Here is a 20,066-nt window from a genome sequence, read left to right as displayed (position 1 = left end):
TCCGCATTGTAAGACTTTCAAATGGAAGCAAGTCAACCGGCAAAGAAGCCCGGAGCCGGCATGGGACTCGGAGTCGCCAGCCGCGCGAGCGCGTTGCGCGTCGCGCTGGTTGTCCCGCTGCAGGGACCGGCGGGCCTTTTCGGGCCTTCGTGCGAGGCGATCAGCGAACTCGCGGTCCGGGAACTCAACGACGCGGGCGGAATCCTCGGGCGCGAGGTGACCCTGGAAGTCGTCGACGGCGGCGCTCCCCCGGCCCAGGTCGCGTCGGCCGTGCGCCGGCTGGTCGACGCGGGCGAGGTCGACGCGGTCACCGGGTGGCACATTTCCTCAGTCCGCAACGCGCTCGCGCCAGTGCTCGCCGATCGCGTTCCGTACGTGTACACGTCGCTCTACGAAGGCGGCGAAAGCCGTTCTGGCATCTACTGTTCCGGCGAGGTTCCGCGCGTGCAGATCCAGCCCGCCCTGCGGTGGCTGCGCGACAACTGCGGCGCTCGGACCTGGTTCGTGGCAGGCGACGATTACGTATGGCCGCGCGGTTCCGCGGACGCGATCCGGCGCTACGCAAGGGAACTCGATCTCCAGATCGCCGGAGAAGCCTTCGTCGGACTGGGTTCGGGCGACATGGCACGGCTCGTCCGGCGGGTCGAAACCTCGGCGTGCGACGGAGTTCTGATGCTGTTCGTCGGACAGGACGCGGTCCGGTTCAACCGCCGGTTCGCCGCGCGCGGCCTCCACGAGCAGATGCTGCGCTTCAGTCCGCTGATGGAAGAAAACATGCTGCTGGCCAGCGGAGCCGAGGCGACCCGAAACCTCTTCGCGTCCGCCGCGTACTTCCGTTCCCTCGTCACCGCGGACGCGATGGACCTGCTCGGCCGCTACGTCCGCCTGCACGGCCCGGCCGCGCCGCCGCTCAACAACGCGGCCGAATCCTGTTACGAGGGCTTGCACACGCTCGCCGAACTCGCCCGCCGGGCAGGCACTCCGGACATGCGCGCCTTCAACGCCGCCATCGACGGCGTCGCCTACGACGGACCGCGCGGCACGGTCGAATTCCACGGCCAGCAAGCCGCCCAGCACGTGCACCTCGCCGCCGCGCAAGGCTGCGACTTCGATCCGATCACCCGGCTCTGACCCGTCCCGCTCCGCTCTTGACGACCGCCGTCCGCCCATTTATTTTCACCTGACAGTATTTCATCTGGTACCAACTGAGGAGCGTGCGATGAACAACGTCGGCCTGCTCTACGTCGGGGCGGTACTGCTGGTCAACGGGCTGATGCTGCTCGGGCGCGTGCCCGCGCGGTCGGCCGCCGCGCTGAACCTGTTCGTGGGCGCGCTGCAGTGCGTGACGCCGACGGTGCTGATCATCCAGGCGCACGGGGATTCCGAGGCGATCCTCGGCGCGTCCGGGCTGTTCCTGTTCGGCTTCACCTATCTGTACGTCGGGATCGCGAACCTCGCCGGGCTCGAACCCGAGGGCATCGGCTGGTTCTCGCTGTTCGTCGCCGGCGCCGCGATCGTGTACGCCGGTTTGGCGTTCTGGCGGCAGGACGATCCGGTGTTCGGCGTCATCTGGCTGTCCTGGGCTCTGTTGTGGGGCCTGTTCTTCCTCGTGCTCGGGCTCGGCCGCGAGGAACTGACCCGGTTCACCGGCTGGACGACCGTCCTGCTGAGCCAGCCGACCTGCACGCTGCCCGCGTTCCTCGCGCTCACCGGCGGCTACCGCTCCACCGCGACCGCCGCTCTCATCGCGGCGGCGGCCGCCGTCCTGCTCGTCGCCCTCGCCGCGGTGCTCGGGTTCCGCGGCCAGCCCCGCTCCGTCCACGACCGCGCCGCGGCCGCGGCCTGACCCTCCATCTGAAGGAGAAATCCCATGCGACACGGTGACATTTCCTCGAGCCCGGACACGGTCGGCGTCGCGGTCGTGAACTACAAGATGCCGCGGCTGCATTCGAAGGCCGAGGTGCTCGACAACGCGCGCAAGATCGCCGACATGGTGGTCGGCATGAAGGGCGGCCTGCCCGGAATGGACCTCGTCGTGTTCCCCGAATACTCGACGCAGGGGATCATGTACGACGAGCAGGAAATGTACGACACCGCGGCCACCGTCCCCGGCGAGGAGACCGCGATCTTCTCCGCCGCCTGCCGCGAAGCCGACACCTGGGGCGTTTTCTCGATCACCGGCGAACAGCACGAGGACCACCCGGACAAACCGCCGTACAACACTTTGGTGCTGATCGACAACCACGGCGAGATCGTGCAGAAGTACCGGAAAATCCTGCCGTGGTGCCCGATCGAAGGCTGGTACCCGGGCGATCAGACGTACGTCACGGACGGCCCGAAGGGCCTGAAGATCTCGCTGATCATCTGCGACGACGGCAATTACCCGGAAATCTGGCGGGATTGCGCGATGAAGGGCGCCGAGCTGATCGTCCGCTGCCAGGGCTACATGTATCCGGCGAAGGACCAGCAGGTGCTGATGGCGAAAGCCATGGCGTGGGCCAACAACTGCTACGTCGCGGTCGCCAACGCGGCCGGATTCGACGGCGTGTACTCGTATTTCGGCCACTCCTCGATCATCGGTTTCGACGGCCGGACGCTCGGCGAAACCGGCGAGGAGGAATACGGCATCCAGTTCGCCCAGCTGTCGCTTTCGGCGATCCGGGACGCGCGCGAGTACGACCAGTCGCAGAACCACCTGTTCAAGCTGCTGCACCGCGGTTACTCGGGCGTGCACGCGGCCGGCGACGGCGACAAGGGCGTCGCGGACTGCCCGTTCGAGTTCTACCGCACGTGGGTCACCGACGCGCAGAAGGCACAGGAGAACGTCGAGGCCATCACGCGCAGCACGATCGGCGTGGCCGAGTGCCCGGTCGGCCAGCTGCCCGCGGAAAAGACCAAGCAGGCCTGATCCTCCGCCGGCCGCCGGTTCCGGTTTTCGGTTCAGGGAAAGGACACCATGCCGTTCATCACCGACAGGTACCACGACCAGAACCGGAACCGGCGGCCAGCCGCTCCGGCCGCCGCCCCCGTCGCGTCCGCCCCGGACACCCCCGATGCTCTGGCGCAACGCCTGCGCAGCCGCGTCCTGGGCCAAGACCCAGCCATCGACGCCGTCGTCCGGGCCATCACCCTGGCCCGCGCGGGGGCGACCGAACCCGACCGTCCACCCGCGACAGTCCTTCTCCTCGGCCCCACCGGCGTAGGCAAAACCGAGCTGGTCCGCCAGGTAGCCGCCGCCTTGCGGTCCGGCCCGGACGACCTGTGCCGAGTGGACATGAACTCCCTCGCCCAAGAACACTATGCCGCCTCCTTCAACGGAGCCCCACCCGGTTACGCGGGCAGCAAGGAAGCCTTCACCGTCTTCGACCGGTCCACTGTGGAGGGTGACCCGTACACTCCGGGCATCGTCCTCTTCGACGAGGTGGAAAAAGCCCACCCCACCGTCTTGCGCGCCCTCCTGGGCGTCCTGGACAACGGAATGCTGCGTCTCGCGAACGGCCAGGAAAAGATCTCCTTCCGCAACAGCTTCGTCTTCCTCACCTCGAACCTGGGCTCGAAAGAACTCGCCCGCCGCCGCGGTTCCCGCTGGCGCACCCTCTTGGACCGCGGCCACACCCGCCGCACCGTCGTCGACAGGGCCTTGCAGTCGTTCTTCGACCCGGAGTTCCTGAACCGCATCGACGAAACAGTGATCTTCGACGAACTCAGCCGCTCCACCGTCGAACAAGTCGCCCGCCTCGAAACCGACCTCCTGCGCGCGAGACTCCGCCGCCGCGGCGTCGATCTCCAGGTAGCCGAATCCGCTGTCCTGTTTTTGGCCGATCAAGGCTTCGACCCGGTCTACGGCGCCCGCGGCCTGCGCCGAACCCTCCGCACCCACCTGGCCGCCCCAGTAGCCGCGGAAATCATGCGCGTGCGCCCGACCGGCACCGCCCCACTGCGGATCACCGCGACCGCCGAGGCCGGAACCGTCCGCGCGACCGCCGCCGATCCGGAGTCTTGACGCCGCGCGGCCGCCTCTCTAAGTTCTTCGGACATAGGACGTCGGACATCCCACGTCCGGAGCGAGAGGCGGTCCCCCAGTGCTCCCGAGAACAGTCACGCTTGCGCTCGCCGCAACGATCTTGAGCGTCATCCCGGCCCCGCAGGCCAGCGCACGCGGCGGCTGCACGTCGTCGACCCCGTTCGTCTCGGGCACCGAGGGCTACCACACCTTCCGCATCCCCGCGGCGGTCCGCGCGGCGGACAACTCCCTGATCGCCTTCGCCGAAGGCCGCCGCGACTCCCCCGGTGATTCCGGCGCGATCCAGACCGTGGCCAAAACCTCCCGCGACGGCGGCTGCACCTGGGGCGACCTGCGCGTAGTCGACAGCAACGGCGAAGCCACCGCGGGCAACCCGACCCCCGTCGCAGCCCGCAACGGCGACCTGGTGCTGCTGACTGTCCACAACGGACCCGTCAGCGAGAAAGCCATCATGTCCGGCACCGTGTCCCCTCAGGACACCCGCCGGGTTTTCGTCCAACGCAGCCCCGACAACGGCCGCACCTGGACCCAGGCCCGTGACATCACCGCCACGACAAAACTGTCAACTTGGCGCTGGTACGCCACCGCCCCCGGCCACGCCACCCTCCTCCGCCACGGCCGCCACGCCGGGCGAATCATCGTCCCCGCCAACCACTCCAGCGCCCCGCCCGCAGGTTCCGCCGATGCGGGAACCGAAGCCAAGTACTACGGCGGCCACGACCTCTACAGCGACGACAACGGCCGCACCTGGCACATCGGCTTCACCGACGACCCGACCGACGGCGTCCTCGCCCCCAACGAAACCACCGCCACCGAACTACCCGACGGCACGGTGTATTTCTCGAGCCGCAACCAAGGCTCAGCCCCCGAACATCGCCTGGACGCCTACAGCACCGACGGCGGCCGCACCCTGACCCGCCCCTACCAAGCGCAGCCGGCCCTGTCCGGCCCGAAGGTAGAAGGCAGCGTCCTGCAAACGACCGACCGCCGCGTCCTGCTCTACTCCGGCCCCTCTGATCCGTCGGTCCGCCGCACGATGCAACTCAGGACCAGCTCCGACCGCGGCAAAACCTGGCAACCGTCCACCGTTCTCGCCGACGCCCCCGCCGGCTACTCCGACCTGGTACAACCGGACCGCTTCACCGTCGGAGTCCTGTTCGAAACCGGCGTCACCAGCGCGTACGAGAAGATCGAATTCCGCCGCTTGCCCCTTTCCTGACGGGCTTCCCCGGTAAAATCGCCCGCATGACGGACCCGTGGCTACGCCGCTTCCATCCCGCCGACGACGCCCCCGCCCGCGTGGTGTGCCTCCCGCACGCAGGCGGCGCAGCCCCGTTCTTCCACCCGCTGTCGAAATCGCTGTCCCCGGCCGTCGACGTCCTGGCAGTGCAATACCCCGGCCGCCAGGACCGAATGTCCGAACCGCCTCTGCGCACCATCGAAGAACTGGCAGACGGCGTCACCCAAGCCCTCCTGGCGTGGCTGGACCTCCCGGTAGTCCTGTTCGGCCACAGCATGGGCGCGACCCTTGCCTACGAGGTAGGGCTGCGCCTGGAGTCAAGAGGCACTCCCGCGGAAGCAGTGGTCGTCTCCGGCCGCCGAGCCCCGTCCCGCCTGGTCAACGAACAAGTCCACCTCCAAGACGACGACGGTTTGCTGTCCGAGATCGAAGGCTTGGCCGGCACTGACCCGAAGGTGCTGCGAGATCCCGAGTTGAGAGAACTGTTCCTCCCAGCCCTGCGCGCGGACTACACGGCCGTCGAGACGTACCGCCCGAGCCCAGGCCCGCTAGCCGCACCCATCCACGCCCACACCGGAGACGCCGACCCGCACGCCCCGGTGGACGACGTCCAAGCCTGGTCGTCCCACACAAGCGGCGATTTCACCCTGACCACTTACTCGGGCGGCCATTTCTACCTGGTGGACCACGCCGCCGCGCTGACCGACGCCCTCCTGAAACTGACCACGAGCGGACGCTGACTCCTCGACTCGTTCCGGCCCTCCCCGCTGTGCGATTCCTTACCGGACAGCCTGCTGTGCGACTCAGCCGAACTGCTGACGTTCCTCCCGCCGCCGCCCAACCATCAGCGCCTCCGAGGTCTGTCCGCCATAGACGTTGATCGGCGCGCGAACCGACGGCATTCCATCGGCCCCCACCGCCCGGCTTCGGCACACTTCCGCCCGCTCCACTTGCCATATCGCCGCCCGAACTCCCGTCCGCTCGCCAACCGGTCCCGCCCGGCCACGCCCGCACGACTGCCGCCCCGCCTGCACCGTCCATTCAAGCCGCTGCCTCGCCAGCCTCCCCCCTCGCCATATCCCGCGCCGTCCCCTCAAGCTGCTGCCTCGCCGCATCCCCGCGCCCTCCCCACAAGCTGCCACCTCGCCATATCCCCGCGCCCTCCCCACAAGCTGCCACCTCGCCATATCCCCGCGCCCTCCCCACAAGCTGCCACCTCGCCATATCCCCGCGCCCTCCCCACAAGCTGCCGCCTCGCACCCTCACCGCCTCGCCCGCTCAAGCCGCCGCCCCGCCAGCGTCACGTCGCCGCACCGTCCGCTCAAGCTGCCGCCCCGCTAGCCCTCGCCCCTCGTCACATCCCCGCGCCGTCCCCTCAAGCTGTCGCCTGGCCCCCTCGCCGCCTCGTCCGCCCAAGCCGCCGCCCAACCGGCCCCTTGCCGCCCCGTAGGCTGCGCCCCATGGAATTGCGCAGGATGTTCGCCGGGGTGGGCCGCAGCAAGGCATTCGCCGCGTTCGGCCAAGCGATGATGCCCGCCGACCGCCTGCTCCTCCGCATCAGCGGCGGCCGCCTGGGCGTAGGCGCGGCAGTCGGATTGCGCACCCTCCTGCTCACCACGATCGGCCGCACCTCCGGCGAGCCACGCCAGGTCCCGCTGCTGTACGTCGAACGCTCCGGCGGATACGTAGTGATCGGCTCCAACTGGGGCGGCGAACACCACCCCGCCTGGACCGCAAACCTCCTGTCCCGCCCCGACGCGACAGTCTCCGTCCACGGCCGCACGGTGCCAGTCCGAGGCCGCCTCCTGAAAGACGCCGAACGACAGGAAATGTGGGACGCCGTCGCCTCCTACTGGCCGGCCTACGACCGCTACGCCGAACGCGCCGCCCACCGCGAAATCCGGGTCTTCCTCCTGGAACGCACCAACCCTGCTGCTTGACCCGGCCTGTTCCGTTCCGGAATCCCCGAGTCCTCCGGCACGCTCCGCCCCTCTCTGCAAGGCTCGCCCAGCCAACCCTCCCCGGCCGGATCGACCGCCCACGGCCCACGCGCGAGAGGCATTGGCAGGGGCGGTTTCCGTCACCTCAGCCGGTCAATCCGCTCCTCACCGAACTAACCGTCCGTCTGAGGCTCCACCCGCCAACTGGCCAGGCAACCCGCCAGACCGGCCAGCCGACCACTCCACCAGCCCGACCGACCCGCGAGCCGGCCAACCCGCCAGACCGGCCAACCCGCTTACTTTCCGCGCGGAAGGAACTTCGCCGCCTTCGCCTGGAGATATCGGCGTTCGGGCATGCTGCTCGTCCGTTTCGCCGCACGCAGGTAGTGCTCGTGCGCACCTGCGGGATCGCCGGCGAGTTCGAGCAGATGCGCACGAACCGCGTCGAGCCGGTGGCCCTGTTTCAGGCGCGCGTCGTCCTCAAGGGTGGCGAGCAGCGCCAGCGCTTTCTCCGGGCCGTGAACCATCGCGACCGCGATCGCCCGGTTGAGCGTCGTCACAGGGCCGGGCGCGAGTTGTTCGAGCAGGCCGTACAACTCCAGGATCTGCGCCCAGTCAGTGGAATCGGTTCCTGCCGCCTGGTCGTGCAGCGCCGCGATGGCAGCTTGCACCTGGTACGGCCCCACCGGACCTTGCCCCAGCACCCGGTTCACCAATTCCAGGCCCTCGACGATCAACGGCACCGTCCACTGTCGACGGTCCTGTTCGGCGAGCGGCGTCAACGCCCCGTCGGGCCCGGTGCGCGCCGGCCGTCGCGCGTCGGTGAGCAGCATGAGCGCGAGCAGTCCAGCGACCTCGCCGTCGTCCGGAAGCAACCCATGGACGGCACGGGTCAGCCGGATCGCTTCCTCGGACAACTCTGCCCGGTGCAATTCCTCGCCTGACGTCGCGGTGTATCCCTCGTTGAAAATCAGGTACAGCACATGCAAGACAACCTGCAGCCGAGCCGGCCAATCCTCGGCGGACGGAGGTGTGAAGGCCGACCCGGCCGCCGCGACGCTTTCCTTCGCCCGCGTGATCCGACGCGCCATGGTGCCTTCCGGCACGAGGAACGCGCGCGCTATCTCGGCCGTCGTCAGCCCGCCGACCGCGCGCAGCGTCAACGCGACCTGCGAGCTGGGCGTAACCGCCGGATGGCAGCACAGGAACAGCAACGTCAGCGTGTCGTCCTGTTCCGGCACCTGCTCGTCCTCAGGCCCGGGCACGACCGCGGTCAGCGCGACGTCCTGCACCGCAACGGTTTCTTCGCGCCGCCGCCGAGCGCTCTCGCTGCGCCATAGGTCGGTTAGCCGCCGCGTCGCCACCGTGAGCAGCCACGCGCGCGGGTTGTCCGGCACCTCGCCTGCCGACCACTGCTCGACCGCCGCGACCAGCGCCTCCTGGACCGCGTCCTCGCACGCCTCGAACTGCCCGTACCGCCGCACGAGAGTCCCGAGCACCTGCGGCACGAGCGGCCGGAGCAGCTCGCCGACGTCCGCCATCAGCCGAGGCCGGACTCGGTTTCCGCGTCAGCGAAGAACACGACCGGCCGGACCTCGATGCCGAGCCCGTCGATCCCCGCGTCGGGAATCATCGCGGCGACCTCCAGCGCGCGGTCGCGGCTCGCGCAGTCGACCAGGTAGAACCCGGCGAGGAACTCCTTCGACTCCGCGTACGGGCCGTCGGTGACCGCAGGCACCCCGCCGCGCACCCGCACGACCGCGCTGTCCTCCGGCCCGCCGAGCGCCTGCGTGTTGATCATCTCGCCGGACGCGCGGATCTTGGCGATGAAGTCAGCGTGCCCGTCCATCACCTCCTGTCGGGTCTCCTCGCTCAGTCCCTCCCATACCTCGGGGTTCATGTGCATCGTCAGCAGAAACTTCACGTCGACCTCCCCGGCAGCCGGTCCAGGCGACCAACCTAGCGGAGCCGCGCGGCGATGCCGTCCAGCAGACATTCGAGGCCGAGCTCGAACTGCGCGTCCTCAGCCGCGGCCTCAGCCACGTTCCGCGCGTCAGCGACAGCGTGCGCGTCCGGTGCCCGGCCCGAGACCGCCTGGTCTGACCCGACCGCCCGACCAGCCGCGGCACTCTCGCGGTCCGCCTCGGCGACCCGCCCGGCGCCGACCGCTTCCGCACCCGGCCGAGCGCCCTGCATGCCAGCCACCCGGCCAGATGAGTCCGGCTCGGCGTCCGGTCCACCACCGTCCGCACTGACCTCACCAGTCTCATCGGTCTCGCCCGCCGCGTCGTGCCGCTCCGCCAGAAAGCTCTCCAGCACCCGGACGAGCAACGGATACGGCCCGTCCTCCGACACGACGTCGCCGAACCAAGCCCGCGCCTGCCGCTGCACGTCCACCACGTCGACGAACGCGTTGCGCTGCCACATCGCCCGCTCTTCCGCCCACTGCAGCGCCTGACCGGTGACGTACCCGTCGAGCAGCCGCGCGTACCCGAGCGCCGACGCGAGGTCCTGGCCCAGCCGGTCGAACGTCGCCAGCACGAACTCGGTCCGCCGGCTCGCGTTCGGCCCCGCCGGAGGTCGCTGGTGCACGAGCCGCGCGTACCACGGATGCCGTTTCGTCATCGCCCACGTGTCGACCGCGACGGCCGTCAGTTCGCCCCGCCAGTCCTCGCCCGGGACTTCCGGGGTGCGCACCTCGGCGTTCGCCAGGTCCAGCATCAGGTCCACCAGACCGTCTTTGCTGTGCACGTAGCGGTACAGCGACATCGGTGTGGACGCGCCCAGCTCCTTCGCCACTGCCCGCATCGTGAGCGCCTCCGCGCCGCCGTGGTCGGCCAGCCGCACGGCCGCGTTGACGATGTCGACTCGTCCGAGACCCCATCCGCGTTCCGGCGGCTCAGGCAACAGCCAAATCGGCGGTGTCGGCCCTTGATCTCCCATTCATCTCCCTGTCTCCAGCCCGCTTGCGTACACAGTACATCGTCATGTACAACGTACACAAGATGTACGACGTACACGACCCTGGGGGTTATGAGATGACTGCCCGAATTCCTGTTCTGATCTGCGGCGGAGGGATCGCCGGACTCACCGCGGCACTGCTGCTGCACCGCGAGGGAGTAGCGCCGGTGCTCGTCGAGAAGCACGCCGGCACGTCCCCGCAGCCGAAAGCACGCCGGTTCAACCCGCGCAGCACCGAGGTGTTCCGCTGGCTCGGCATCATGGACCAGGTCGAGCAAGCCAGCGCACCGCTCGCGTCGTTCACCGGAATGCTCTCCGGCACCACACTGGCCGACGCGACCTGGCCGGAGGTCACCGAAACCCTGCGCGAACGGCTCGTCCAACACGGCAAAATGCCCGACCTCAGCCCAGCGCCAAGCGTGTTGTGCCCGCAGGACGTGCTGGAACCGGTGCTGCGGCAGGCCGCGATCGAGCGGGGCGTGTCGGTTCGCTTCGGCACCGAGCTGGTGTCGTTCGAACAGGACGATGCTGGGATCACCGCCCACCTGCGCCCGGCCGACGGCGAGCCGTACCAGGTCAGCGCCGACTATCTGATCGCGGCGGACGGCGCGCGCAGTCCGATCCGCACCGCGCTCGGGATTCCGCGCAGCGGGCACGGGCACCTGGCCGACAACCTCGACGTCTGCTTCCGCGCCGACCTCGCCGAGCTCGTCCGGGACAAACCGTTCAACCTGTGCCGGATCGAAAACCCGGCCGCCTCCGGCGCGTTCGTGTCGGTCAACGGCACCGACCGGTGGCTCTTCTCCACCTCCGACTTCCCCGGTTCGGATTCCCTGGGCGAGGACGGCTGGCGGGAATTGCTGCGCACCGTCGTCGGCGTGCCGGACCTCGAGGTCGAAGTGCTCAGCCGGATGCACTGGGAGTCGGGGATGTACGTCGCCGACCGGTTCTCCTCCGGGCGGGTCTTCCTGGCCGGCGACGCCGCGCACGCGATGCCGCCGATGGCCGCCGCCGGCGCGAATACCGCGATCGCGGACGTTGCCAACCTCGCCTGGAAGCTCGCCGCGGTATTGGCCGGCACGGCGACGCCCGCCCTGCTCGACACCTATCACGCCGAGCGGTACCCGATCGGGTACGCGACAGCGGAGTTCTCCAGCATGGCCAGCGGCCATCTCGGCACCATGCTCGCCTCGATCACCAGCGACGACGCGCCGCGCATCGACCCGCTCGCCGCGTTGTTCGGCGTGCAGTACGAACGCGGCGCCTTCGTCCCGGACGGACGCGGTCCCGCCCCGGAGGACCGGTACGACCCAGCCGGCCGCCCGGGCACCCGGGTGCCGCACGCTTGGCTCGACGCCTCGACGTCCACAGTGGACTTGGCGGTACCTGGCTTCGTATTGCTTTGCGGACCGGACAGCACCCGGTGGGCAGCCGAAGCCGGCCGGCTGGGCCTCCGCCTCGTTTCCGTCTCGGACGAGGCGTGGCTGGCCGAGACGGAACTGCCTGCGGACGGTGCGCTGCTGCTTCGGCCGGACGCCATCGTCGGCTGGCATTCCTCGTCGGAGGTCCCGCTCGCGGATGCCCTGCCGCGCCTGCTCAACACCTCCGCGGAGGCGCCCGTGTGACCTCTTCGACGGTGCTCGGGTTCGCCCGCCCCGCGCACTGGATCTGCCACACCTTCGACGCAAGAAAGGAGCATTGACCGGACACACCTGAGCGCACGGACCCCCGGTGCCGGTACCTGCCAGCCCGCTTCGGCACCTGACCGGATGCGATCCGCCGCTGCTTCTCCTGACCAGGTCGAACCGCGCCACCGTGCCAGCCCGCACCTACCGCGGCTCGTACCGGAAGAAGACTGCAGCTGCTGCCGCCGATGACAGCGAGGATCGCTGCGGCCCGCGCCAACGGCACGCTCCGCGTGCGAGAGAAATCCAGGGCGCTACGGCCAGCGCTGACGGAGACGCTGGAGTGGCTGCCGGCCGCCTTGAACGCTGGGTCTGCGAGCAGGTCGTGATGGCCGCTGTCGGCGGTGCTCGGCGTCTCGGGCGATGACGACCATCGGCAGCATGCACGAGGAGGAGGTCCACCAGCGCCCTGCGCCGTCGTCCGCCGACCTGACGCAGTCGGCACTTCGAGTGGCGTGCGCCAGCGTGTGCGCTCGTGTCCGCCAGCAGGTCGGAGCAGCGATCGACCGGCGCATGACATGCGCTCGCGCCCTCGCCGACGAGCCTCCCGAGCCGAGCGGCTCGCTCCGCGCACGGAGCGGTCGATCCAAGCGGCCCTCGCCAGTTCGGGCAGCTCATGTCCGCAGCTGTCGAGACGAGAACCGTCACGTCAAGAAGCTGTCTGAGGCAGCCGTCGAATCGAGCAAAACCGCATCAACAGCCGTCGCGCCGAGCGACCCGGAACCGCCGCCCGCACCAGAATCGAACACAACCCGGTCAGGAGGAGACAAAACCGATGACGACCCCGCTCACTCGAACCGGGACGGGTCTCCCGCCCCGTGCCGCACGACCTCCGCCTCGCCGGAGGAGAAGTCGATCACCGTGGTGGGCTCGACGCCGCAGTCGCCGGAGTCGATGACGGCGTCCAGCACGTGGTCGAGTTCTTCCTTGATCTCCCAGCCCTGGGTGAGGGGCTCGCCGGAATCGGGCAGCAGCAGCGTGCTCGACAGGATCGGCTCGCCCAGTTCGCCGAGCAGTTCCTGGGTCACCACGTGATCGGGGATCCGCACGCCGACGGTCTTCTTCTTGGCGTGCAGCAGCCGACGCGGGACTTCCTTCGTCGCCGGGAGGATGAACGTGTACGCGCCAGGTGTGCTGGCCTTGATGGCCCGGAACACCGCGTTGTCGATGTGCACGAACTGGCCGAGCTGCGCGAAGTCCTGGCAGACGAGCGTGAAGTGGTGCCGGTGGTCGAGCTTGCGGATGGTGCGGATCCGTTCCATGCCCTGCTGGTTGCCGATGCGGCAGCCAAGCGCGAAGCACGAGTCGGTCGGGTAGGCGATGAGCCCGTCGTCGCGCAGCAGGTCGACCACCTGGGAGAGCGCGCGGCGCTGCGGGTTCTGCGGGTGCACGTCGAAGTAGCGGGCCATTGCCCGAGCTTAGGCGTGCTCGCCGGGCCGGGCGCGCGGGCTCTCCGCGGGCCGGGCACAGTGACGGGCGAGGAGGTACGTCCGTGCATGCTCTCTGGTCCACCGGCGAACAGTGGGAACTGCTGCCGCCGGTGCTGCTCGCCCTGCTGCTGAGCACGGTGATCGGCATCGAGCGCGAGGTCGGCAACAAACAAGCCGGCCTGCGCACGCACACGCTGGTCGGCGTCGGGTCGGCGGTCTTCATGCTGGTGTCGAAATACGGTTTCGCCGATTTGCTCGGCATCGAGCACGTGGCGCTCGACCCGTCGCGGATCGCCGCGCAGATCGTGTCCGGCATCGGGTTCGTCGGCGGCGGGCTGATCTTCGTGCGCCGCGACGCGGTGCGCGGCCTCACGACCGCGGCGACCGTCTGGCTCGCGGCGGCCGTCGGAGTCGCGTGCGGCGCCGGGCTGCCGGTGCTGGCCGTCGCGACCACTGCCGGGCTCGTCGTGATCACTCGCGGATTCCCGCCGCTTTCCCGGTTCGTCGCACGCCATCGGCGGCAGCCGCCGATCCTCCGGTTGAGCTATAACGACGGGCACGGCGTACTGCGGGCCGTGCTCGCGGCTTGCACCGATCGGGGCTGGGCCGTCCACCGGGTGGCGGTCGATCGCGAGACAGTTTCCGAAGAGGGGCAACGGATCGCGGTCGTCACATTGCTGTTGCAGGGGCGCGGCGATCTTGCCGACCTCACCGCGGAACTGGCCGAATTGCCCGGCGTGCGAAGCACTGCGACGGGCACCGAAGATCCGCTCGAAGATTGACCCGCCCCAGGCTCCCACGGATCGCCGGACTTCAGGCACACTGGAGGCAGTGCGGAAACCCCGGCGCGGCAAGAAAAACGAGCGCCGAGGAGAAACCATCCAAATGGGAGGTGAGAGCATGGCCCCCGGCGGTGGCGAGGACCTCTTGGCCGTCCGGCCGTCCTTCGACTCGGCTTGGCGCGGCTATCAGCGCGGCCAGGTCGAAGAATTCGTCACGTGGGTCGAGGCGGAATTCCAGCGCCTCGCCGCGGAACGCGACGCCGCGGCACGCCAAGCGGCCGAACTCGCCGAGCGCAACCGCGAACTGCGCGCGACGGTCGACCGGATCAGCCGCACCCCCATCGAGCCGGACGCATTGCAGGAACGCTCGCGCCGGATGGTCGAGCTGACGCGCGAGGAAGCCGCGGAGATCACCGCCCGCGCCGAGGACACCGCCGCGCGGATCATCGCTGACGCCAAGGCAGAAGCCGTCCGCCTCACCGAAAAGGAACGCGCGCTCGTCGAAGCTGTCGCCGCGGATCGCGAGCAACAGCGGCGAGAACACGAAGATCTGCTGCGCCGCGCAGTCGAAGAACGCCAAGCCGCGGACGAAGCGGCGGCGAAGGAACGCCGCCGGCTCGAAGAACACCTCACCCGCACCTTGGCCGACCGCCGCACCGACGCACTCCGCGAAATCGCCGACCGCACCGCCGCCGCCCGCGCCGAAGCCGACGCGCACATCCGCCAAGCCACGGACCACGCCACCCGCATCGTCGCCGACGCCGAACAGCGGGTCGCCGAACTCACAGCCGTCCAGCAACGGGTGAAGGCCGCACTGCGCGGAGCCCGCGAACTGCTGGCGACCGCGAACGCCGACCTCGCCCCGGACGGCACGCCGGTGCCGAATCAGCGACGAACCTCCGCGCTCACCGAAGCTTCCCCCACCCCGACTGGCTGAACACCGGCCCTGGAGGCGGCAGGCACGTCTGCTCCGCGGGCAACCACCGCGAACGCCGAGCTCATGCCGAACCGGCGTGACCTCGGCCGCCCACTGCCCCCGGCACGGGCGCGTCAACTCGGCAATCGCCCGCGAACGCCGAGTTGCTGCCGAACCGAAGCCGCCCCCTACCGCCTGACCGACCGGCCCCGAGGCGCAGCTGGTACCGAACCGAACGCTGGACCTCCGCACTCACCGAGGCCACCGACGTCGTCCCGACCGGTTGAAGACCAGCGCCGCGTACGGTGGGCAGTCTGCGCAGCGGGCAACCGCCGCGAAGCGCAGACCTCCCGACCGCGACCGCCTCGATGTCCGCGCTGGTGGCTGTCGATGGAGGAAGCCGTCAACCCATGCCGAACCAACGCCGGACCTCGGTGCTGAGCGAAGTCGCTGAGGTCGCCGCCACTGGCCGAACACCGGCCCCAGATACGCCGGGCGGGTATACTGGGCAATGAACCAACGGGGACGCCGAGAAAAAGGACCGATGTGCGATGACCGGCTACGGCAGTGAACGAGAGGCCTACCTCAAGCGCCTTCGCCGGATCGAGGGGCAGATCCGCGGCCTGCAGCGCATGGTCGAGGAGGACAAGTACTGCATCGACATCCTGACGCAGGTGTCCGCGGCGACGAAGGCGCTGCAGTCCTTCTCGCTGGAGTTGCTCGACGAGCACCTGGCGACTTGCGTCGTCCAGGCAGCGGCCGCGGGCGGGGAGGAAGCGGACCTGAAAGTGCGCGAGGCCTCGGACGCGATTGCCCGGCTAGTGCGTTCGTAACGTAGTTTCCCCTGTGCGCGGCCCCAGCACGGTGTTTCTTCCCGTGCGGGGAGCATCGAAACGCTTCGCCGCCGGCGGAATCCCGGTGCGCAGAAGTATGGGCGAGAGATCCACGCGAAGGGACGCGAGGGGATCCGCCACGCGGTTGCCCGATGAGGGTCGTTTCTGAGGTAGTTCCCGGCTGGTGCCGCAGCCCGAGCCAGCGATGCTGCCGCGCCGGGCCGATCATCTCGGATATCCAAGCAGGCCAGCACCAAGGGCAGACCGCGAAAACGGGCCAGCAGCGGGAACTTCCGCCGCTGGCCCGTCGCCGTTAGAGCGAGCCGACCGGAACCGTCGCGGCCGCTGACCGATCCCTCGGCGAATGAAGCGCCCAGGACCTCCGCATTCGCTGGCCCGTCCTCGCATCTCCAACCGCCCGGGACCGTCACAACCGCTTGCCGGTTCCGGGCAGATCAAGCGGCCCGGAACCGCGGGAACCCTCGCCGGTCCCAGGCATAACGAGCCGCGCGGGACCGTCGCGGCCGCTGGCCCGCCCCTGGACAGGGTCAGCGGCCGCAACCGCGGAAACCACTGGCTGGTCCCAGGCAAATCAAGCCGATCGGAGCTGCCACAGTCGCTGGCCCGGCTTCAAGCACATCGCGCGGCGCGGAACCGCCGTAGCCGAAGGCCCCGTCCCCAGCCACATCGCGCGGCGCAGGACCGCCGTAGCCGACAGCCCGTCCCCAGACACATCACGCGGCACAGGACCGTAGAACCGGCTGGCGGGCCCGGTCGCATCCAGCCGACCGGGACCGCCAGCCCTATCCAGGGCACATCAGGCTGCCCGGAACCGCCTCAGTCGAAGGCTGTTCGACACCACGAACACGGACGAGAAGGCCATCGCCGCGCCTGCGATCATGGGGTTGAGCAGGCCGAACGCTGCCAGCGGCAGTGCTGCGACGTTGTAGGCGAACGCCCAGAACAGGTTTCCCTTGATCGTGCCCAGCGTGCGCCGAGCCAGGCGGATCGCGTCTACCGCGGCGCGCAGGTCCCCTCGGACGAGGGTCAGGTCGCCCGCCTCGATAGCTGCGTCCGTTCCGGTGCCCATGGCCAGGCCGAGGTCGGCTTGGGCGAGTGCGGCCGCGTCGTTGACTCCGTCGCCGACCATCGCCACCACTCGGCCTTCGGATTGCAGGCGCTTCACCACGGCCACCTTTTCCTCGGGCAGCACCTCGGCGACCACCTCGGTGATGCCCGCGGCGTCGGCGATCGCTCGCGCGGCGCCTGCGTTGTCGCCGGTCAGCAGCACCGGCTTCAGGCCCAGCGACCGGAGTTCGGCGACGGCTTGTGCGGACGTCGGCTTGATCGTGTCCGCGACTACCAGCACACCTCGTGCGACGCCGTCCCAGGCGACGAAGACCGCAGTCGCACCTCGTTCTTCTGCTGCGGTTTTGGCCGAGGAGAGTTGGTCGTCGATCTTGACGCTCCAGTCGGCCAGGAAGGCCGCGCGGCCGGCCAGGACGGCCGCGCCTTCTACCAGGCCGGAGACGCCCAGGCCCTCGGTGTTCCGGAACTCCGTCGCCGACGGGAGGTCGCTGACTCGCTCGCGGGCGCCGTCTGCGATTGCCTTCGCGATCGGGTGCTCTGAAGCATGCTCGACGGCCCCGGCGTAGCGCAGCAGCTCGCGCTCCGTGACGCCCTCCCCGACGTGGACGTCCACCAGGCTCATTCGCCCGGTCGTGACGGTTCCGGTCTTGTCGAGCACCACGGTGTCGACCCGGCGAGTGGATTCGAGCACCTCCGGGCCCTTGATGAGGATCCCGAGTTGCGCGCCGCGGCCGGTGCCGACCAGCAGGGCGGTCGGGGTCGCGAGGCCCAGCGCACACGGGCAGGCGATGATCAGCACGGCTACCGCCGCGGTGAACGCCTCGGTAGCGTTTCCGCTGGTCAGCAACCAGGTGATGAGCGTGCCCAGGGCCAGCACCAGCACGATCGGCACGAACACTGCCGAGACGCGGTCGGCCAGCCGCTGGACCGCGGCCTTGCCGTTCTGCGCTTCCTCGACGAGCCGGGCCATCTGCGCGAGCTGCGTGTCCGCGCCGACCCGGGTCGCGCGCACTGTGATCCGGCCGCCGACGTTCACCGTCGCGCCCGTCACGCCGTCGCCCACTGCGACCTCGACCGGGACGGATTCCCCGGTAATCATGCTGACGTCGACCGCGGAGCCACCGTCGGTAACCACGCCGTCCGTGGCGATCTTCTCGCCAGGGCGCACCACGAACGTGTCCCCGACCCGGAGCTGGTCGACCGGGATCCGCTGCTCGCGACCGTCGCGCAGGACTGTGACGTCCTTCGCGCCGAGTTCGAGCAGAGCCCGCAGCGCGGCGCCGGAGCGACGCTTGGACCTTGCTTCGAAGTAGCGGCCGGCGAGGATGAACGTGGTGACGCCCGCCGCGACCTCGAGGTAGATGTTGTCGGTTCCCGATCCCGCGGACACGCTGAACTCGAAGCCGTGCCGCAGGCCCGGCATGCCCGCCATGCCGAAGAACAGCGCGTACAGCGACCACAGTGTGGCGGCCGAAACGCCGAGCGAAATCAGTGTGTCCATCGTCGCGGCGCCGTGCCGGAGGTTGGTCCAGGCGGCGCGGTGGAACGGCCATGCGCCCCAGACCACGACCGGCGCGGCGAGCGTGAGCGACAGCCACTGCCAGTTCGTGAACTGCAGTGCGGGGACCATCGCCAGCACGATGACCGGGACGGTGAGGATCGCCGAGTACAGCAGCCGGTCCCGCAGCGGCCGCGTCTCGTCCTGCTCGGGTTCTTCCGGCTTCTCCGGTTCCGGCGCTTGCGCGGTGTAACCGGTCGCTTCGACGACGCCCACCAGTTCGTCGACCGAAACGGTGGAGGGGTATTCGACGTGCGCCTTCTCGGTCGCGTAGTTGACGCTCGCGGTGACGCCGTCGACCTTGTTGAGCTTCCGTTCGACCCGAGCAGCGCACGACGCGCAGGTCATCCCGCCGATGGCGAGCTCGACTGACTGCACGGGGGCTGGTGTCGTGGTGCTCATGTCACTCCTTTTTACGCGACGACCTGGTAACCGGCCTCGGCGACGGCGGCCTCGACGGCCTCGCGCGAGATCGGCTCCGCACTGGTGACCTTCACGGCGCCGGTGGCGAGGTCGACGTCGACCGTCTGCACCCCGGCCAGGCCGCCTACCTCCTCTTTCACCGATCCGACGCAGTGCCCGCACGTCATGCCCTTGACGGTGTAAGTCGTTTCGGTCATCGCCACACTCCCTATCGTGCTCTCTGCTTCCGTCTCCTTTATACCCCTAGGGGGTAGCGGCATGCCAGGGGACCCTGTCGTGAACCCGGTTACCCGCCGGGAGAGACTGCACGGATGCGGAAGATCTACGCGATCGGAATCGGCGCCGGCGACCCGGAACACCTCACGGTGCAGGCTGTCGACCGGCTCAATCGCGTCGACGTGTTCTTCGTGCTCGACAAGGGCAGCGCGAAGGCCGACCTGGTGCAGCTGCGGCAGGAGATACTGGAGAGGTTCGTGAGCCGACCGGGGTATCGCGTGGTGAGCGCGAAGGACCCGGACCGCGACCGGAAGCCCGCCGACTACCGCACCGCGGTCGCCGACTGGCATCAGCTCCGCACCGACGTCTACGAGCGGCTGATCCGCGACGAGCTGGCGGACGGCGAGACCGGGGCGTTCCTCGTCTGGGGCGATCCGGCGCTGTACGACAGCACCATCGCGTTGATCGAGGCCGTGCTGGCGCGCGGGAACGTGGCGTTCGATTACGAGGTCGTGCCGGGGATCAGCAGCATCTCGGCGTTGGTGGCTCGGCATCGCACGACAATGAATCAGATCGGCCGTGCCGTGCAGCTCACGACCGGTCGCCGGTTGGCCGAGGGTTGGCCCAGTGACGCTGACGACGTCTTCGTGTTGCTCGACGCGCACATGACATTCGATCAGTACGCGAACCAGGGGCTGTGGATCTATTGGGGTGCGTACGTGGGGACTCCGGACGAGATTTTGCTGTCCGGACCGTTGGACGATGCGTTGGCGGCCAAGATCCGGGAGACGCGGGCCGCGGCTCGGGAGCGGCACGGGTGGATCATGGACACGTATTTGCTGCGCCGGCCGGAATGAGAGCGGCGGGCCGTCTTCACGGCCTGCCGTTTTTGGGCATGAAAAAAGGGCGGGGCTCCGGGAAAACCTTCTCAGGTTCTCAACCGGGGCCCCGCCCCCTTTTCTAAGGTAA

General features: G+C 69.2%; 18 protein-coding genes. 12 read left to right on the top strand and 6 right to left on the bottom strand.

Annotation, left to right across the window (positions count from 1 at the left end):
• The first annotated feature begins 60 nt into the window (after positions 1-60).
• From H4281_RS28310 to H4281_RS28280, 7 genes are all read left to right on the top strand, one after another.
• Positions 61-1,131 carry a substrate-binding domain-containing protein gene (locus H4281_RS28310; RefSeq protein ID WP_182893960.1) on the top strand — a complete coding sequence of 357 codons (1,071 nt, stop codon included), beginning with the start codon at positions 61-63 and terminating at the stop codon, positions 1,129-1,131.
• Between the two features lie 88 nt (positions 1,132-1,219).
• The gene (locus H4281_RS28305) at positions 1,220-1,846 is read left to right on the top strand and encodes an AmiS/UreI family transporter (protein ID WP_182893959.1); all 627 of its coding nucleotides are present in this window, start codon (positions 1,220-1,222) and stop codon (positions 1,844-1,846) included.
• Between the two features lie 24 nt (positions 1,847-1,870).
• Positions 1,871-2,908, top strand: coding sequence for an aliphatic amidase (locus tag H4281_RS28300; RefSeq protein ID WP_182893958.1), 1,038 nt, complete (start codon positions 1,871-1,873; stop codon positions 2,906-2,908).
• 48 nt (positions 2,909-2,956) lie between these two features.
• The gene (locus H4281_RS28295; protein WP_182893957.1) at positions 2,957-4,003 is read left to right on the top strand and encodes an AAA family ATPase; all 1,047 of its coding nucleotides are present in this window, start codon (positions 2,957-2,959) and stop codon (positions 4,001-4,003) included.
• A 79-nt stretch (positions 4,004-4,082) separates the two neighbouring features.
• Entirely contained in the window at positions 4,083-5,243 is a 1,161-nt protein-coding gene (locus tag H4281_RS28290; RefSeq protein ID WP_182893956.1) for a sialidase family protein, read from the top strand.
• Between the two features lie 26 nt (positions 5,244-5,269).
• Entirely contained in the window at positions 5,270-6,004 is a 735-nt protein-coding gene (locus H4281_RS28285) for a thioesterase II family protein (RefSeq protein ID WP_182893955.1), read from the top strand.
• 720 nt (positions 6,005-6,724) lie between these two features.
• Positions 6,725-7,204, top strand: a complete 480-nt coding sequence (locus H4281_RS28280) for a nitroreductase family deazaflavin-dependent oxidoreductase (RefSeq protein WP_182893954.1) — start codon at positions 6,725-6,727, stop codon at positions 7,202-7,204.
• 296 nt (positions 7,205-7,500) lie between these two features.
• Here H4281_RS28280 and H4281_RS28275 read toward each other — a convergent pair whose 3' ends face one another.
• The 3 genes from H4281_RS28275 to H4281_RS28265 are packed head-to-tail and all read right to left on the bottom strand — an operon-like array spanning position 7,501 to position 10,147.
• Positions 7,501-8,745 carry an RNA polymerase sigma factor gene (locus H4281_RS28275; RefSeq protein WP_182893953.1) on the bottom strand — a complete coding sequence of 415 codons (1,245 nt, stop codon included), beginning with the start codon at positions 8,743-8,745 and terminating at the stop codon, positions 7,501-7,503.
• Positions 8,745-9,128 carry a YciI family protein gene (locus H4281_RS28270; protein ID WP_182893952.1) on the bottom strand — a complete coding sequence of 128 codons (384 nt, stop codon included), beginning with the start codon at positions 9,126-9,128 and terminating at the stop codon, positions 8,745-8,747. The genes H4281_RS28275 and H4281_RS28270 overlap by 1 nt, the downstream gene beginning before the upstream one ends.
• A 35-nt stretch (positions 9,129-9,163) precedes the next feature.
• The gene (locus H4281_RS28265) at positions 9,164-10,147 is read right to left on the bottom strand and encodes a TetR/AcrR family transcriptional regulator (protein WP_182893951.1); all 984 of its coding nucleotides are present in this window, start codon (positions 10,145-10,147) and stop codon (positions 9,164-9,166) included.
• Between the two features lie 44 nt (positions 10,148-10,191).
• Between H4281_RS28265 and H4281_RS28260 the strand changes: the two genes are divergently transcribed.
• Positions 10,192-11,790, top strand: a complete 1,599-nt coding sequence (locus H4281_RS28260) for an FAD-dependent monooxygenase (RefSeq protein WP_246412391.1) — start codon at positions 10,192-10,194, stop codon at positions 11,788-11,790.
• A gap of 848 nt (positions 11,791-12,638) precedes the next feature.
• On the opposite strand, the gene H4281_RS28255 is transcribed toward H4281_RS28260, so the two are convergent.
• Positions 12,639-13,259, bottom strand: a complete 621-nt coding sequence (locus tag H4281_RS28255; RefSeq protein WP_037814148.1) for an L-threonylcarbamoyladenylate synthase — start codon at positions 13,257-13,259, stop codon at positions 12,639-12,641.
• Between the two features lie 83 nt (positions 13,260-13,342).
• On the opposite strand from H4281_RS28255, the gene H4281_RS28250 reads away from it, so the two are divergent.
• The 3 genes from H4281_RS28250 to H4281_RS28240 all read left to right on the top strand — a co-directional run bounded on the left by H4281_RS28250 (position 13,343) and on the right by H4281_RS28240 (position 15,811).
• A complete protein-coding gene (locus H4281_RS28250; RefSeq protein ID WP_134663171.1) occupies positions 13,343-14,062 on the top strand; it encodes an MgtC/SapB family protein in 720 nt (239 codons plus the stop codon).
• Positions 14,063-14,180: 118 nt separating this feature from the next.
• A complete protein-coding gene (locus H4281_RS28245) occupies positions 14,181-14,999 on the top strand; it encodes a DivIVA domain-containing protein (protein ID WP_182893950.1) in 819 nt (272 codons plus the stop codon).
• A gap of 530 nt (positions 15,000-15,529) precedes the next feature.
• On the top strand, positions 15,530-15,811 hold the full coding sequence (locus tag H4281_RS28240; protein ID WP_009081418.1) for a metal-sensitive transcriptional regulator: 282 nt from the start codon (positions 15,530-15,532) through the stop codon (positions 15,809-15,811).
• 817 nt (positions 15,812-16,628) lie between these two features.
• Here the strand turns inward: H4281_RS28240 and H4281_RS28235 are convergent.
• Complete coding sequence (locus H4281_RS28235; protein ID WP_182893949.1) at positions 16,629-18,860, bottom strand: heavy metal translocating P-type ATPase; 2,232 nt, start codon at positions 18,858-18,860, stop codon at positions 16,629-16,631.
• Positions 18,861-18,871: 11 nt separating this feature from the next.
• Positions 18,872-19,078: a heavy-metal-associated domain-containing protein gene (locus H4281_RS28230; RefSeq protein WP_182893948.1), complete on the bottom strand. Its 207-nt coding sequence runs from the start codon at positions 19,076-19,078 to the stop codon at positions 18,872-18,874.
• Between the two features lie 114 nt (positions 19,079-19,192).
• Between H4281_RS28230 and cobF the strand changes: the two genes are divergently transcribed.
• Positions 19,193-19,954, top strand: a complete 762-nt coding sequence (cobF, locus tag H4281_RS28225; RefSeq protein ID WP_182893947.1) for a precorrin-6A synthase (deacetylating) — start codon at positions 19,193-19,195, stop codon at positions 19,952-19,954.
• The last annotated feature ends 112 nt before the right edge of the window (positions 19,955-20,066 follow it).

The organism is Amycolatopsis dendrobii, assembly GCF_014145675.1.
Taxonomy (GTDB): Bacteria; Actinomycetota; Actinomycetes; order Mycobacteriales; family Pseudonocardiaceae; genus Amycolatopsis; species Amycolatopsis dendrobii.
The sequence above is the reverse complement of the archived record's forward strand: the minus strand, read 5'-3'. Positions and strand labels throughout refer to the sequence as shown.